Genomic DNA, 15,974 nt, shown 5'->3' on the forward strand with positions numbered 1-15,974 from the left:
ACTTCTGCGCATCGCGCCAGTCACACAGGCCAGCGCGATCCGGACAGGCTCAGCTCCGCTTTGGTAGGGGGAGCTGAGCCACGTTCGCGCAAACGCGTTTAGCGTTTGTCGCAAGAACTAGCCCCCGCTCCGATACACCTGGATATCGAGATCCCGGATCTTCTTCCGCAGCGTGTTGCGGTTGAGGCCGAGGAGATCGGCGGCGCGGATCTGGTTGCCGCGGGTGGCGGCGAGGGCTGCCGTGAGCAGCGGCACCTCGATCTCCTTGAGAATGCGGTGATAGAGGCCCGGCGGCGGCACGCCATTCGGGAAGCCCTGGAAGTGCGAGGAGAGATAGGCCTCGACCGCGCCACCGAGATTGTCGACGCCCTGCTGCACTGCCGCACCCGGACTGACCGAGGGCGGCGCGAGCTCGCCGTCGATGACGGAGGCCGTGATCACGTCCTGCGGATACAGAGCCGCAAGGCGCCGGGCGAGGTTTTCCAGCTCGCGCACGTTGCCGGGCCAGCGATGCTGCTTCAGCCGCTCCAGCGCCAGCGCATCGAGCTTCTTCGGCGGCAGCCCGTCCTTCTCGGCAAGCGCGAAGAAGTGACGCACGAGATCGGGCAGATCCTCGATACGCTCGCGCAACGGCGGCAGCCGCAGCGGCACGACGTTGAGGCGGAAGAACAGGTCTTCGCGGAACAGGCCCTGCTGGATCAGCACGCGCAGATCCTTGTTGGAGGCCGCGACGATCCGCACGTCGGTCTTGATCGGGGTGCGGCCGCCGACGGTGGTGTATTCGCCCTGCTGAAGCACGCGCAGCAGGCGCGTCTGCGCCTCCATCGGCATGTCGCCGATTTCGTCGAGGAACAGCGTGCCGCCCTCGGCCTGCTCGAACCGGCCCGAGGCGCGGGTGTTGGCGCCGGTGAAGGCGCCGCGCTCATGGCCGAACAGCTCGGATTCGATCAGGTCGCGCGGGATCGCGGCCATGTTGACCGCGACGAACGGGCCGTTGCGGCGCTTGCCGTAATCGTGCAGCGCGCGCGCCACCAGCTCCTTGCCGGTGCCGGACTCGCCCGTGATCATCACGGTGAGGTCGGTCTGCATCAGGCGCGCCAGCACGCGGTAGATTTCCTGCATCGCAGGCGACCGGCCGACCAGCGGGATCGCCTCCATCTCGGCGTCGTCGTCGGGCGCTGCGACCCGCTCCTTCGGCTCGGCGAGCGCGCGGCCGACGATGGCGATCAGCTCCTTCAGGTCGAAGGGCTTTGGCAGATATTCATACGCCCCGCGCTCGGAGGCGCGGATCGCCGTCATGAAGGTGTTTTGCGCGCTCATGACGATGACCGGCAAATTCGGCCGCATCTTCTTGATCCGCGGCAGCAGATCGAAGGCGTTTTCGTCCGGCATCACCACGTCGGTGATAACGAGATCGCCCTCGCCCTGGCTGACCCAGCGCCACAGCGTCGCGGCATTGCCGGTGAGCCTGACCTCATAGCCGGCGCGGGACAGTGCCTGATTGAGAACCGTGCGGATGGCGGTGTCGTCATCAGCAACGAGAATACTACCTGCGGGCATTGTTGATCCTCATTTTGCCCCATGTGACGCAGACGACGACTTCCCGGCAGAGCCGTCGCGACTGCTGTGATCTGCGTGTTTGACCGATGTCGAGTACATCGGCATCAGCACGCGGAAGGTGGTCTTGCGCGGCTGAGACTCGCATTCGATGATACCCCCGTGATCGCCGACGATCTTTGCGACCAGCGCCAGACCGAGGCCTGAGCCGGTCTGCTTGGTGGTCACGAAGGGGTCGAACAGGTTGGGCAGAAGGTCGTCCGGCACGCCTGGTCCATTGTCCCTCACGCAGAATTCGAGCGGCAGGGATACCCGGGATTTTTGACCGGGGACTGACAGGCGCACGCCGGGGCGGAATGCGGTGGTGAGCTGGATCTCGGCGTCGGGCACGTCGATCAACGCTTCGGCGGCGTTCTTCACCAGATTGAGGAAGACCTGGATCAGCTGGTCCTGGTTGGCCAGCACCGGCGGCAGCGACGGATCGTAATCCTCGATGAAGCGGATGTTGCGCGCGAATCCCGACTGCGCCAGCCGCTTCACGTGATCGAGCACCGAGTGAATATTGACGGGCCCGCGCACCACGGGCCGTTCGTCGCCAAACACCTCCATGCGGTCGACCAGCGTCACGATGCGGTCGGCCTCGTCGCAGATCAGTCGTGTCAGCATGCGGTCTTCGGACGAGGCCTGCTGCTCCAAGAGCTGCGCCGCGCCGCGGATGCCGGAGAGCGGATTCTTGATCTCATGCGCGAGCATCGCTGCTAGCGCTATCACCGAGCGCGCAGCGCTGCGATGAGTGAGCTGGCGATCCATCTTGTCGGCGATGGTGCGCTCCTGGAGCATCACCACGATATGGCCGGGCCGCTCGGTCAGCGGAGCGACATGCAGATCGACCTGGCGGTCGCCGCCCATCCGCGGCGTGCCGAGATCGACCTTGTATTCGTTGACCGGCGAGTTCGAGGAACGCACCTGGTCGATCAGCGCCAGCAACGGGCTGCCGAACGGCACCAGCTCCTTCAGCGACTGCCGCTTCAAAAATTGCGTCGAGATCTCGAAGAAGGCTTCGGTCGCGATATTGGCGCCGACGATCTTGCCGTCCGGCCCGATCAGCAGCACCGGATTCGGCAAAGCGTCCAGGATCGCATCGCTGTCGGACAAAATCGGCCGACGATGTTCAGCGGCTGAGCTCATGCAGCAGCGCTCCATGCAAAGTCGTCGAAGGCATCTTGCAGTGAACGGTGAACGAGGCGCGGGTCTTCGGAGGTGAGAATCTTCTGGCGCCAGGCTTTCAGCTTTTCAGCCGGCGCGCGGCTCGCAAGTGCTGCGACATCGAGCGCCCAGCCGAGATGCTTGCGCGCATGCCTGAGGCCGACGCGCAGGCCGTAAAGCGCACAGACGCCCTCATAGAGCGTGCGGACATAATGCAGCTGCGTCTCGAGCGAAGGCAGCGCTTCGGCCGCCCCGCCCTTCAGGCGGCGGCCGATCTGGCCGGGCAGCCAGGGCTGGCCGTTCGCGCCGCGACCGATCATCACGGCATCGGCGCCGGAGGCGTCCAGCGCGGCGACCGCCTTCTCATAGGATGTGATGTCGCCATTGACGACGAGCGGAATGGAGATGGCTTCGCGCACCGCGCGGATCGCATCCCAATCAGCCTCGCCCTTGTAGAACTGGCAGCGGGTGCGGCCATGCACGGTGACGAGCTTGATGCCGGCCGCTTCCGCGCGCCGCGCCAGCTCCGGCGCGTTGCGGGTGCGATCGTCCCAGCCGAGCCGCATCTTCAGCGTCACCGGCACTTTCACCGCTCCGATCGTCGCCTCGATCAGGCTTACGGCATGATCGAGATCGCGCATCAGCGCCGAGCCGGACTGGCCGCCGGTGACGTGACGCGCCGGACAGCCCATGTTGATGTCGATGATATCGGCGCCTTCGGCTTCGGCGATGCGCGCGCCTTCGGCCATCCAATGCGCCTCGCAGCCGGCGAGCTGCACCACATGCGGACCGACGCCGGTCGCTTCGCAGCGCAACCGCGACATCCGGTGGCCATTGGCGAGCTCATCGCTCGCGGTCATTTCGGACACGACCAGACCGGCGCCGAGCTCGGCGGCCAGCCGGCGAACGGGCGAGTCGGTCACTCCCGACATTGGCGCCAGGAAGACCGGGGTAGCGATTTCAATATCGCCTATTTTCAAAGGCTTAGAGCCTGATCCTGCCGGGCCGGTCACAGTGGTCTCGTTACAAGGCAGGGCCTCATCGCGCCTGCCACGACCTATCTTGCGCACAATTCTTGTGCAGTCAAGCGTCATGCCTACAGTTTAACCAGTTCTGCAAATCTTTCAAGTGCAGTGCAGCAAATTGCTGTTTCCCACAATCCGGGGAAACCCCCTTTTTTTGCGGGCCTGCCGTGCTAGAGGCATGCCGGCAATCACCCCACTCCCCGACTCTCTCCTGACAACTGAGTATTTGAGTCCTATGGCGAAATCACAACGCACCGGAGTTGTCCTCGTCGCAGCCGGACGCGGCCTGCGCGCGGGCGCCGGTGGGCCGAAGCAGTATCGGACGATCGGCGGCGTGCCTGTGATCTTCCGCGCCATGGAGGCCTTCAGTCGTCATCCGGAGGTATCAGCCATACAGCCCGTCGTGAACCCCGACGACAGCGCCATGTTCACGGCCGCGGTCGCAGGCCTCAAGCACGAGCCGCCGACGAGCGGCGGCGCGACGCGGCAGGCTTCGGTGCTCGCGGGTCTCGAAGCGCTTGCGAAGCACGAGCCGGACATCGTGCTGATCCACGATGCCGCGCGGCCCTTCGTCTCGGCGGGCGTGATCTCGCGCGCGATCGAAGCGGCAGGCCGTACCGGTGCCGCGATCCCGGCCGTTGCTGTCACCGATACCATCAAGATCACCGGCGAGAATGGCGACGTCGAAGGCACGCCGGACCGCACCCGCCTGCGAATCGCGCAGACGCCGCAATCGTTTCGTTTCGATGTCATCCTCGAAGCGCATCGTCGCGCCGCAAAGGACGGACGCAGCGATTTCACCGATGATGCCGCGATCGCTGAATGGGCGGGATTGACGGTTGCGACCTTTGAAGGCGATGTTGCCAATATGAAGCTCACCACTCCCGAAGATTTCGTGCGCGAGGAAGCGCGGCTTGCGAGCCTGCTCGGCGACATCAGGACCGGCACCGGCTATGACGTGCATGCCTTCGGCGAGGGCGACCACGTCATGATCTGCGGCGTGCGCGTGCCGCACAGCAAGGGCTTCCTGGCGCATTCCGACGGCGATGTCGGCCTGCATGCACTGGTGGATGCCATCCTCGGCGCGCTCGCCGACGGCGACATCGGTTCACACTTCCCGCCAAGCGATGCGAAGTGGAAGGGCGCCTCCTCCGACCAGTTCTTGAAGTATGCCATCGACCGCGTCACCCAGCGTGGCGGCCGCGTCGCCAATCTGGAAGTGACCATGATCTGCGAGCGGCCGAAGATCGGCCCGTTGCGCGACACCATGCGCGCGCGCATCGCCGAGATCTCCGGCGTCGACATCTCGCGCGTCGCGGTGAAGGCCACGACCAGCGAGCGGCTCGGCTTCACCGGCCGCGAGGAAGGCATCGCGGCCACCGCGAGCGCCACCATCCGTCTCCCCTGGAGCATCTAGGTCATGGGCGGCAGCGACGCACGCGCCCTCTCCCGCTCGCTGCTCGACCTGTGCCGGATGCGCAAGCTGACGATCGCGACGGCCGAATCCTGCACCGGCGGCCTCGTCGCCGGCGCGCTGACCGACATCCCCGGCTCGTCCGATGTGATTGATCGCGGCTTCGTCACCTATTCCAACGACGCCAAGCGCGCGATGCTCGGGGTCGAGGCCTCAACGCTCACCAATTTCGGCGCCGTCAGCAAGGAGACCGCGACCGCCATGGCGGTCGGTGCGCTCGAGCGCGCCGGCGTCGATCTCGCGGTTGCCATCACCGGCATCGCCGGCCCCGGCGGCGCCACGCCGGGCAAGCCGGTCGGCCTCGTCCATTTTGCCGCCGCCGCGCGCGACGGCCGCATCATCCATCGTGAGCAGCGTTTTGGCGCGATCGGCCGCAGCGCCGTGCGCGCGCGCTCCGTGGTCGAAGCGCTGCGCATGCTGATGGAGCTCGCCCGCGGCCCGCAAGTCGCGACCAAGCCGCGCCGCGCCGCGGCAAGCCGCCTGCGCCCGCGCGTGACGCGCTCGCCGCGCCGGCATGCGGTGAAGCGCCGCCCGCCGCGCTCGCCGCGGGCATAAAGCGCCAACTACTGTCCCGCCCGCTCGATCCGGCGCATGACGGGGAGCTTTTGCTCAATCGCCTTGGCAAGCACCGTCCCTGTGGTCCGACCAAGCTCCTTCGCGATCACCGCAATCGGCTTGGTTCCTGCGAGCTTCTTGAGCCTGGTAAGGTCTTCCTCGCTCCATGATTGCTTCCAGCGCGCCATGATCCCTGGTCCCGCTCAACACGCCCCGCACCCGGCTCGTACTGTAGTCGAGCGGCGACGACATGCGGCCGCGTCAGGTGTCGCGCACACGGCAAGGGGTGTTCCGTCAGTCCGGCGCTTTTTGGCACAAACTGCACTTGTTATGACTTGAGATGCCGAGCTCGAATTATGGTTTCGTGGGCCGAGTTGCCAGGATCGGCAGCCACAATCCGTTGCATTGCCGTCGGGCAAAACACCCAATTGGCGGGTCAATTCGCGCGCGCAAAGATATTCCACTTTACCGAATTTCTGATTTGCAGTAGAACGTCACCACCTCATCCCGGTCAGAGGGGCGTATCGCGATCGTCACGAAACGCGGGGTGAGCGGCGGTGGACGCATGTCACATCGGCGCGAAAGGCATCGCAGGGCGGGCAACCGTGAGCGAGAACCGGCGCGCACACGACCGGTGTGATTGCGTACGGCAAAACCGTGTCGTCCTGGCGCCCGGGGTCTGTGCGCCAAGTCTTGTGGTGATGTCGGCGGCCCGACCGGGCGCGCGCATCAGTCATCTGCAAGGCGACGGGGGCAATAGTGCATCGCTCCCCGGGGAGAACTCGGCATAAGCCGTCAAACCACTGCGCAGGGAAGGCCGTGTGTTGGGCTTCACCTGTATGCCGCTGTGCAGCCTCTTGTAGCGCAACTTCGCACAGTGGACCGCGGGTGCCAGCCGGCACCCGGCCTTCCCTGCGCCCTCTGACAAAAGAGGGCGGCACGACCAAGCAAAGCTCGGGCGAAATGCGCCGCGAGGATGCGGCGTCATGCTCGCTTTTCAAATTGCACGCAGCAGAATACGCCTCGCAGCCGCCGGACGTGGTGAAGGCAGTGGATTGATTACGACGACGCCAGCTTCGGCCGGCCGTAAATCGCATCTGCCCGCTTCTCGAACGCGGCGGAGAAGCGCGCGAAGGCTGCATCGAACATCGAGCCCATCAGCATCGCCAGCATGCGGCTCTTGAATTCATAGGCGAGGAAGAAACCGACATCGCAGACGTCGTTACCCTCTTGCTCGCCTTTGGGCTCGAACGTCCAGCGATTTTCCAGATTGCTGAACGGGCCTTGCAGATATTCGACCAGGATTTTCAGATTGGCGCGGTCGAGCGTCACCCGGCTGGTGAAGGTTTCCCTGACCAGCTTGAACGACACCGTCATGTCGGCGACCAGTACCTCGGTGCCATCGGGCTTCGCCACGCGCTGGCGGATCCTGAGCGCACTGCACAGCGGTACGAATTCCGGATAGCGCTCGACATCAGCGACCAGATCAAACATCTCGGATGCGCTGTGAGTGACACGGCGCTTGCTCGAAAATTTAGGCATATCGGTTCAGCGCGCGGTCGCGGCCCGCGCGGCCTTCAGTCTGGCAAAATCCTCGCCGGCATGATGCGACGAGCGAGTCAGCGGGCTCGCCGACACCATCAAAAATCCCTTGGTGTAGGCGACCTTTTCGTAGGACGAAAACTCGTCCGGCGGCACGTAGCGCATCACGGCGTGATGCTTGCGGGTCGGCTGGAGGTATTGGCCGATGGTCAGGAAATCGACGTCGCCCGAACGCAGATCGTCCATCACCTGGAGCACCTCGTGGCGCTCCTCGCCGAGGCCCACCATGATGCCCGACTTGGTGAAGATGGTGGGATCGAGCTCCTTGACCCGCTGCAACAGCCGGATCGAGTGGAAGTAGCGCGCGCCCGGCCGCACGGTCAGATAGCGCGACGGCACGGTCTCGAGGTTGTGGTTGAAGACGTCGGGCTTTGCCGCGACGACCACCTCCAGCGCCCCCTCCTTGCGCAAAAAGTCCGGCGTCAGGATCTCGATCGTGGTCGACGGGCACGCGGCGCGGATCGCGCGGATGGTCTCTGCAAAATGCTCGGCGCCGCCGTCGGCGAGATCGTCGCGGTCGACCGAGGTGATGACGACGTGGGCGAGACCGAGCTTGGCGACGGCCTCGGCGACGTTCTGCGGCTCGGCCGCGTCCAGCGCGTTGGGCAGCCCGGTCTTGACGTTGCAAAAGGCGCAGGCGCGGGTGCAGGTGTCACCCATGATCATGAAGGTCGCGTGCTTCTTGTCCCAGCACTCGCCGATATTCGGGCAGCCCGCCTCCTCGCACACCGTGTGCAGGCCGTTGGCGCGCACGATGTTGCGGGTGTCGGCATAGCCGCGGGTGTTGGGCGCGCGCACGCGGATCCAGTCCGGCTTCGGCGGCGAAGCGGAATCGGGCCGATTCACCTTTTCGGGGTGGCGCGGGCGCAACGGGTTCGTGATGGTATCGACAATAACGACCATGATCTGTCCGGTCTGTTCAGGTCCTACCTAGTCGGTCTGGCTGCCTGCCGCAACCCGGCTCGCCCCGCTTCAGGGAACATGGCAGATATGGGCAATATCCTGCTCTGTTCTCAGGCGATTCTCACCTCGAATGGCTCCAGCTTCGAAGACTTCCACACCGCGGCTTGGCAAACGGCTCAAGCGCGACTTTTTCGGCCGCGGCGTCCGCGAGGTCGCTCCCGACCTGATTGGTGCGACCATGCTGGTCGACGGCGTCGGCGGGATCATCGTCGAGGTCGAGGCCTATCATCATACCGAGCCGGCGGCGCACTCCTACAATGGCCCGACGCCGCGGAACCAGATCATGTTTGGCCCGCCCGGTTACGTCTATGTCTACCGCTCCTACGGCATCCACTGGTGCATCAATTTCGTCTGCGAGGAGGAAGGCTCGGCAGCCGCCGTGCTGATCCGCGCGCTGGAGCCGACCCACAGCTTGGCCGCGATGCGCCGACGCCGCCACGCGGTCGATGTGCACGCGCTGTGCTCGGGCCCCGGCAAGCTGACGGAAGCGCTCGGCATCACCATCGCGCACAACACCCTGCCGCTCGATCGCGCGCCGTTCGCGCTGCATGCGCGGACGGAGGATGTCGAGGTCGCAACTGGCATCCGCATCGGCATCACCAAGGCGGTCGAGCTGCCCTGGCGCTATGGCGTCAGGGGCTCGAAATTTCTGAGCAAGCCGTTTCCGAAATAGGCTTACGACGCCTGTTTCAGCCGCTCCAGCGCCTCCAGCAGCTTGGCCTTGCGCGCCAGCGCCGCCTCGCGCTTCTCGCGCTCCTCCTCGACGACCTCCTCGGCCGCGTTGGCGACGAACTTCTCGTTCGCGAGCTTGGACTCGGCGCGCTTGATGTCGGCGTCGGCCTTCGTGATCTCCTTGTCGAGACGCGTGCGCTCGGCGGCGAAATCGACCACGCCCTTCAGCGGCAGCGCGGCGACCTCGCCGCGAACGAGCAGCTGAACCGCGCCGTCGGGCGAGCGGTCGGCAAAGGAGATGTCCGACAGCCGCGCCATGCGCTTGATGACGTCGGTCCAGCGCGGCGCGCGCTCCTTCGTCTCGGCCGAGGCGCCGGCGAGCACCAGCGCCGTCAGGGTCGCCGGCGCAATGTTCATCTCGGCGCGCACCGAGCGGATCTGCGTGATCAGGTCGATCACCCAGCCGATCTCGGCTTCCGCCTTGGGATCCGTGAAATCGGCATGGTCGAAGATCGGCATCACCAGTGCCGGCGAGATCAGCGGATCGGTTGGCCCCGCCGCTGCGGCCAGCATCGCGAGTTGCTCGGGCGTCGGCCCCTCCGGCTTCAGCGGCCACGGCGCGAGGGCGAGCAGGCCATCGCGTTTGGCCGTCACCTCCCACAGCTCTTCGGTGATGAAGGGCATGAACGGGTGCAGCAACTTCAGGCTCTCGTCGCGCGCCCAGGCGACCATGGCGCGGGTCTCGGCCCGCAGCGGACCGTCGGCGCCACCGAGCGCAGGCTTTGCAAGTTCGACATACCAATCGCAATAGACGTTCAGGACGAACCGATACATCGCGCCGGCCGCATCGTTGAAGCTGTGAGCCTCAAGTGCCTCCGTCACCTCGCGCGTCGCCTCCGCGGTCTTGTGCGCGATCCAGCGGTTCAACGGCTCCTTCGCCTTCGCCGGCTCGAAGCCTTCGGGCACGACGCAATCGTTCATCTCCGCGAAGCGGCAGGAATTCCAGAGCTTGGTCGCGAAATTGCGATTGATTTCGACAAGTTGCGACGACAGCTTGATGTCGTGCGTGTGAGCCGCCTCGCGCGCCAAGGCAAAGCGGAGAGCGTCAGCACCGAATTCGTCGATGAGGTTGAGCGGATCGATGACGTTGCCTTTCGACTTCGACATCTTGGCGCCCTTCTCGTCGCGAACGAGACGGTGAATATAGACGGTCGAAAACGGCGCCTCCTTCATGAAGTGAAGGCCCATCATCATCATGCGCGCGACCCAGAAGAAGATGATGTCCCAGCCCGTGACCAGCACGTTGGTCGGGTAGTAGCGCTTCACCTCGGGCGTGTGGTCGGGCCAGCCGAGCGTGGAGAACGGCCACAGCGCCGAGGAGAACCAGGTGTCGAGAACGTCTTCATCACGCGTGATGAAGCCCTCGCGCTTGTTGCGGTCGAGCGCCATCTCGCGGCCCTGCTCGACCGTGATCACTTCCTGCTCGACGTAATAGCCGAGCGCGTGGCTGACAGCCTCCTCCTCGGTCTCGGCGACGAACACCTTGCCGTCGGGCCCGTACCAGGCCGGGATCTGATGGCCCCACCAGAGCTGGCGGGAGATGCACCAGGGCTGGATGTTCTCCATCCACTCGAAATAGGTCTTTTCCCAGTTCTTCGGCACGAAATTCGTGTCGCCCAAACGCACCGCCGCGATCGCGGGCTTCGCGAGTGTCTTGGCGTCGACGTACCACTGGTCGGTGAGATACGGCTCGATGACGGTGTTCGAGCGGTCGCCGTGCGGCACCATGTGGGTGTGCGGCTCGACCCGCTCGACGAAGCCGAAATTCTCCAGCCGTTCGACGATACGCTTGCGCGCAGCGAAGCGATCGACGTTGTGGAATTCCTCAGCAAATCGCGCGGCGCCTTCGGGCAGGTCGCGCAGGTAGTCCTCGTTGTCGAGGAGATCGAGGCAGCCTTCCTTGTCGAGCACGCTGATCCGGCGCAGGCCGTGGCGATTGCCGACCTCGAAATCGTTGAAATCGTGCGCCGGCGTCACCTTGACCGCGCCGGAGCCCTTCTCCGGATCGGAGTATTCGTCGGCGACGATCTTAATCTTGCGGCCGACCAGCGGCAGGATGATGTTCTTGCCGACGAGCTTCCGATAGCGCTCGTCGTCGGGATGCACGGCGACGCCGGTATCGCCGAGCATGGTCTCGGGCCGCGTCGTGGCAACGACGATGAAGCTCGCGGGATCCTCAGGGCTGAATGTCTTGCCCTCGATCGGATAGCGCAGATACCAGAGGCTGCCCCTGACCTCGGTCTGCTGCACCTCGAGATCAGAGATCGCAGTGAGCAGCTTGGTGTCCCAGTTCACCAGCCGCTTGTCCTTGTAGATCAGGCCGTCGCGATGCAGCTCGACGAACACCTTGACGACGGCCTTGGACAGGCCCTCGTCCATGGTGAAGCGCTCGCGCGACCAGTCGCAGGAGGCGCCGAGGCGCTTGAGCTGGTTGATGATGGTGTCGCCGCTTTCGGCCTTCCACTGCCAGACCCGCTCCAGAAACTTCTCGCGGCCCATCTCGCGACGGCCGGGTTGCTGGCGCTCCATCAACTGCCGCTCGACCACCATTTGGGTGGCGATGCCGGCATGATCGGTCCCTGGCTGCCACAACACGTCGCGCCCGCGCATGCGCTCGAACCGGCACAGGATGTCCTGGAGCGTGTTGTTGAGGGCGTGGCCCATGTGCAGCGAGCCCGTCACGTTCGGCGGCGGGATCACGATGGTAAAGGGCGCGGCGTCGCGGCGGTCGGGGCGGCCGGCCTTGAAGGCAAGGCTGTCCTCCCACACGACGGACATGCGGGCTTCGATATCGGCGGGCTGGTAGGTTTTCTCGATCATGGGGCTGCTAGAAAGCCGCGCGCGGGGCTCAAGTCAACGGAAAGCTCAGCGGCAACACGGCTTCCCGGCCCCGGCGGCGGGCCGAATATGACGCCAGAGCAGGGCTTTATCAGGGCCATGCGGCCCATGCCTCACCTGCCGCCGCGCGAGACCCGCTCGATTTCGGCCTTCACGATGCGTTCAACAAGGCCCGGCAGATTGTCATCGAGCCAGGATTTCAGCATCGGGCGCAGCATCTCCTTGACCAGGTCCTCCAGCGTCCGCGCATTGCTGCTGAGCACCGTATGGGCCAGGGAGTTGAAGGCAGACTCGACGGCAGAGACCGTCGACTGCGCCAGGATCGGCTGCTGTGACGGCAGCGGCGGCGCGTCGAAGTCCACCGGCGCGTATGACGGCGGCGGCACCGGACGCGGAGCTGGCCCCGATTCGGCGAATTCGAGATCGTCACGCGGCTCGACCCTGCGGAAGCTCGGCGGCGGCGGAGGCGCCGTCGGCTCCGGGTCCATCGCCATCTCGTCGGTCAGCTCAAGGACGTCGGGTTCAGGCTCGGGCTCGGGCTCGGGCTCAGGCGCGCGTGCCACAGGCGCAGGCGTTGCCTCGTCGAGCCCAGCCAGCAGCGCATCGATATCGTCCTGGTTGTTCGGTCCGGCATCTGCCGCCGGCGCCGGCGCGGGCGGCGGCGCAGCGGGCCTGGCGACCGGCGGCGGCGCAGGCTTCTCGGCGGCAGGCTTTGCCGGCGCAACCTTGGATGGCGGAATGTCGTTCATGGCCTGCGGCTTCGGCGCAGGCGCAGCAGCGGGTGCGGGCTTGGCGGCCTCGGCCGGCGGCGGCTTGGCCTCGTCGTCGGCAATGATGCGCCGGATCGAGGCCAGAATCTCCTCCATGGAGGGTTCTGTGACCTTTGCAGGCTGCGTCATCTCCGACTCCACATCATCAACGCCCTCGCATGCGTTGTTTTACACCAAGCACGACAGGATTGGCCGGTTCCGGATCGGTGGCCCGACATTTTCGTCGTGGACAGCCGGACTTGTCCCCAGATCACGGCTCAACGTGCGGCGGTGCGCCCCTGCCCGCGGCACTCAAGCTTACGCACACGACACCGGGTGCGGGCCGAATCGACCCGCATCTTCTTGGCAAGGCTATGTCAGGGATTTTGACGATTGCAAGCAAAGCGCCGGTCGACCTCGGCTGTTTGCGAGGTCGACCGGACAACTACGGCAATCAGCGTCCGTCAGGGATGCGCACGCCCGCCCAGCTGTCGCGAACCTGCTGGTAGTGCACGCTGGGATCATAGACCGTGGTGTTGAGGCCGAGGACCGTTGGCGCGAGACGACCGATTGCGCTGAGCACCGAATAGGATGCCACCACGCGGTCATGCTGCGCAGTAACGAGAGCAACGCGCGCGTTTACCAGTGCCTGCTGCGCGTTGAGCACGTCGAGCGTGGTGCGCTGGCCGGCCTTGGCTTCCTCACGCACGCCATTCAGCGCGATCTCGGAGGCCGTGACCTGGGCCTGTGCGGACTGCACCTGCGCCTTGCCGGCTTCCAACTGGCCCCAGGCCTGCACGACGGTCGCGCGAGTCTGGTCGCGGGTCGTCTCGAGATTGAGACGCTGCTGCGCCAGGTTTTCCTTGGACTGGCGGATCAGCGAATACTCGGCGCCGCCTTGATAGATCGGCACGGCGACTGTTGCGAGGGCGGAAGCGGTGTTCGTGCGGAAGACCGTCAGGGTCTGCTGGTAGGACGTGCTGACGGCAGCCGCGACCGAGACCGTCGGCAGCAGCGCGCCCTCGTTGACCTTGACCTGGAGATAGTTGACGTCGATGCCGTACATCGAAGCCGTAACGTTGGGGTTCTCCACCAGGCTGAGATTGACCGCGGAGGCGATGGTCGCGGGCAGGAAGCGATCGACGGGCGAGCCCGGGGCAAGGTTCGTCGGCTCGTTGCCGATGATCCGGCGGAAGTTCGCACGCGTCGTCGTGAGATTCGATTCGGCGGTCAGCGCTTGAGTCTTGCCCGCAGCCAGCTGCGCTTCCGATTGCGCGACGTCGGTGCGCGTGACCTCGCCGACATTGAAGCGATCGCGCGTTTGCTTGAGCGTCTGTTCGAGCACGCGCACGTTGCTGCGCTGGACTTCGAGAGTTGCCGCATCGCGCAGGTAGTCCATGTAGCTGGTGGCAGCCTGCAGAAGGACCGTCTGCTCGAGCACACGCAACGCTTCGCGAGCGCCGGAGACCTGGCTCTCCGCCGCGCGCGTCTTGTTGGCGGTCTGATTGCCGTTGTAGAGCGTCTGGCTGACCGTCAGGCTGGCGCTGTTGGGCTGAAGAGGGTCGGCATGAAGCGGCGCACCATGCTGCACCTGTTGGATATCCTGATACTGATACCCGGTGCCGAGGGTCACATTGACCTTGGGGCGGTAACCCGACAAAGCCTGCGGTACGTTTTCGTCGGTCGAGCGCACCTGGGCCCGCTGCGCGTTGAGCTGCGGATTGTTCTGATAGGCGCGCACCAGCGCAGCCTCAATCGTGTCCGCCAAGACAGGCGCAGGCCCTGCAAGCGCCATCAGGAGGACCGAAACCGCAGCTCCGGTGAAGAGCTTCACCCCATGCATCCCTGAAAATCCGTTCATTCTCACGTCAGGCTCGTGCCCGCGAGCCTGGTTACCGTATCCGAGTGGAGTCGTTGCCCCGCAGCAACATAGGACGCGGTCAAGCGCGACGGAACTACCTCCAGGCAGTTCCCAGTGGAAACTCTTCACGTGCAGCATCCCGGCCACACTTCTGATTCAGAATGGTATTTTAACAGGGGCCGGGGCCGTCAGAAGACGAAGGCGGCGGTCCGTTCCAGCCCGGGAAGCAGCGGGGCTGCGGCATCGAACAGCGGCCGATAGCCGAATTCGCCATGGGAACGGGTGACGATCATGGCCCGCGACGGCCTCGATTCGGCAGAGACCCCCACCAAGCGGCCGCCTTCCTTGAGCTGGCCGAACAGGCCTTCCGGCGTCACCTCGGTCGCACCATTGAGGACGATCACATCATAGGGAGCAGCCGCCGGATCCCCGTCGGCACAGGCGGCGGCCTTGCAGGTCACGTTGGTGAGACCGATCGCGGCGAAGGCGTCCTTGGCCTTCGCGGCCAGCGCCGAATCGCATTCCGTTGCGGTGACCTGGCGTGCGAGCTTCGCGGTCAGAGCCGCGAGATAGCCGGTGGCACAGCCGACGACCAGCACGTTGTCCCCCTCACCGATCTCGGCCGCCTGAAGCAGCCTTGCGGTCAGTGCCGCCTTGAGCAGGAACCGCTTGGCGGTGCCTTCGCTCACATCGAGGTCGAGGTCGAGATAGGCCAGGGCCTGCCGGCTCGCCGGCACAAAGACCTCACGGGGAACCGTGAGCATGGCATCGAGAATGCGGCGATCGGTGACATCATTGGTGCGCACCTGGCCATCGACCATTTTTTGGCGCGCGGTCGCAAAGGCCTTTTCTTGTTTTTCGCGTTTTTCGCGTTGTTCTTTGAGCTGCGCCGCTCGATTCCGTTCCGAGCCATCCATCCGATAGATTGGTTCGGCCTTTGGACGAGTATCATTCTGCGGCATGTCGGGCTCGTGGTGCCTGGTCGAGATTGACGGCCGAAAACACTGACCGTCGACGGAAGTTGGCGGCATCTTTGGAGCAGGCTCCGCGAAAACGCAACACGTGCGTTGGCCCGGACGGGCCGAGCCTTGCGCAACTCAGGGCATCGAGGTGCGGAGAGCTATTCGATCGCGACGGCCAGCCGGCCGATCAGGGCTGCGACCTCGTCTAGCCGCGCCGAATCGGGCGTCTCGACTGCGCGCGCCAGTCGCGCGAGGCATTCGTCGTCGCTGAGCTCGGGAATGTCGGCCGGCAGAATAGAGGGGGCCAATTGGGAACGGTTGACCTGAACGTCTCGCATGGGAATCAGCTCCGTAAAGGCCCGGCCTTGGGAAGCTCGATTTGAATTGAGTCGATTTGGCGTCGATGGCGGGACGACGCCCGCCGCGGCGTACACATCCGCTTGAGAATCC

Annotated in this window: 14 protein-coding genes; 3 read left to right on the plus strand and 11 right to left on the minus strand. The window is 65.1% G+C overall.

From position 1 onward, the window contains the following. Nucleotides 1-117: 117 nt before the first annotated feature. From ntrC to dusB, 3 genes are read right to left on the minus strand one after another with little or no spacing between them, the layout of a single operon-like run. Nucleotides 118-1,560, minus strand: coding sequence for a nitrogen regulation protein NR(I) (gene ntrC, locus IC761_RS18410; RefSeq protein ID WP_195798076.1), 1,443 nt, complete (start codon nucleotides 1,558-1,560; stop codon nucleotides 118-120). A gap of 9 nt (nucleotides 1,561-1,569) precedes the next feature. Beyond that, entirely contained in the window at nucleotides 1,570-2,745 is a 1,176-nt protein-coding gene (locus IC761_RS18415; RefSeq protein ID WP_195798077.1) for a two-component system sensor histidine kinase NtrB, read from the minus strand. Further along, nucleotides 2,742-3,743, minus strand: a complete 1,002-nt coding sequence (gene dusB, locus IC761_RS18420; RefSeq protein WP_195798078.1) for a tRNA dihydrouridine synthase DusB — start codon at nucleotides 3,741-3,743, stop codon at nucleotides 2,742-2,744. Before dusB ends, IC761_RS18415 begins: the two co-directional genes overlap by 4 nt. 280 nt (nucleotides 3,744-4,023) lie before the next feature. Here dusB and IC761_RS18425 point away from each other — a divergent pair, with 280 nt between their 5' ends. Both IC761_RS18425 and IC761_RS18430 read left to right on the plus strand, forming a co-directional pair. Continuing rightward, entirely contained in the window at nucleotides 4,024-5,205 is a 1,182-nt protein-coding gene (locus IC761_RS18425) for a bifunctional 2-C-methyl-D-erythritol 4-phosphate cytidylyltransferase/2-C-methyl-D-erythritol 2,4-cyclodiphosphate synthase (RefSeq protein ID WP_195798079.1), read from the plus strand. A gap of 3 nt (nucleotides 5,206-5,208) precedes the next feature. Further along, entirely contained in the window at nucleotides 5,209-5,817 is a 609-nt protein-coding gene (locus IC761_RS18430) for a CinA family protein (protein ID WP_195798080.1), read from the plus strand. Nucleotides 5,818-5,825: 8 nt separating this feature from the next. Here IC761_RS18430 and IC761_RS18435 read toward each other — a convergent pair whose 3' ends face one another. The 3 genes from IC761_RS18435 to lipA form a co-directional block, all read right to left on the minus strand. Further along, complete coding sequence (locus IC761_RS18435) at nucleotides 5,826-6,005, minus strand: hypothetical protein (protein ID WP_195798081.1); 180 nt, start codon at nucleotides 6,003-6,005, stop codon at nucleotides 5,826-5,828. Between the two features lie 871 nt (nucleotides 6,006-6,876). Further along, nucleotides 6,877-7,359 carry a type II toxin-antitoxin system RatA family toxin gene (locus IC761_RS18440; protein ID WP_195798082.1) on the minus strand — a complete coding sequence of 161 codons (483 nt, stop codon included), beginning with the start codon at nucleotides 7,357-7,359 and terminating at the stop codon, nucleotides 6,877-6,879. A 6-nt stretch (nucleotides 7,360-7,365) separates the two neighbouring features. Continuing rightward, complete coding sequence (gene lipA / locus IC761_RS18445; protein WP_195798083.1) at nucleotides 7,366-8,322, minus strand: lipoyl synthase; 957 nt, start codon at nucleotides 8,320-8,322, stop codon at nucleotides 7,366-7,368. 130 nt (nucleotides 8,323-8,452) lie between these two features. Here lipA and IC761_RS18450 point away from each other — a divergent pair, with 130 nt between their 5' ends. After that, a complete protein-coding gene (locus IC761_RS18450) occupies nucleotides 8,453-9,055 on the plus strand; it encodes a DNA-3-methyladenine glycosylase (protein ID WP_195798084.1) in 603 nt (200 codons plus the stop codon). 2 nt (nucleotides 9,056-9,057) lie between these two features. Here IC761_RS18450 and IC761_RS18455 read toward each other — a convergent pair whose 3' ends face one another. The 5 genes from IC761_RS18455 to IC761_RS18475 form a co-directional block, all read right to left on the minus strand. Continuing rightward, nucleotides 9,058-11,934, minus strand: a complete 2,877-nt coding sequence (locus tag IC761_RS18455; RefSeq protein ID WP_195798085.1) for a valine--tRNA ligase — start codon at nucleotides 11,932-11,934, stop codon at nucleotides 9,058-9,060. Nucleotides 11,935-12,065: 131 nt separating this feature from the next. Beyond that, a complete protein-coding gene (locus IC761_RS18460) occupies nucleotides 12,066-12,851 on the minus strand; it encodes a PopZ family protein (protein ID WP_195798086.1) in 786 nt (261 codons plus the stop codon). A 304-nt stretch (nucleotides 12,852-13,155) separates the two neighbouring features. Then, nucleotides 13,156-14,544 (minus strand): TolC family outer membrane protein, encoded by a 1,389-nt coding sequence (locus IC761_RS18465; RefSeq protein WP_195804696.1) that lies wholly within the window; start codon nucleotides 14,542-14,544, stop codon nucleotides 13,156-13,158. A 206-nt stretch (nucleotides 14,545-14,750) separates the two neighbouring features. Then, complete coding sequence (locus IC761_RS18470; protein ID WP_246791267.1) at nucleotides 14,751-15,383, minus strand: protein-L-isoaspartate O-methyltransferase family protein; 633 nt, start codon at nucleotides 15,381-15,383, stop codon at nucleotides 14,751-14,753. 299 nt (nucleotides 15,384-15,682) lie between these two features. Beyond that, nucleotides 15,683-15,862, minus strand: a complete 180-nt coding sequence (locus IC761_RS18475; RefSeq protein ID WP_195798087.1) for a hypothetical protein — start codon at nucleotides 15,860-15,862, stop codon at nucleotides 15,683-15,685. Nucleotides 15,863-15,974: the final 112 nt, after the last annotated feature.

The organism is Bradyrhizobium commune, from assembly GCF_015624505.1.
In the GTDB taxonomy this organism is placed as follows: Bacteria; Pseudomonadota; Alphaproteobacteria; order Rhizobiales; family Xanthobacteraceae; genus Bradyrhizobium; species Bradyrhizobium commune.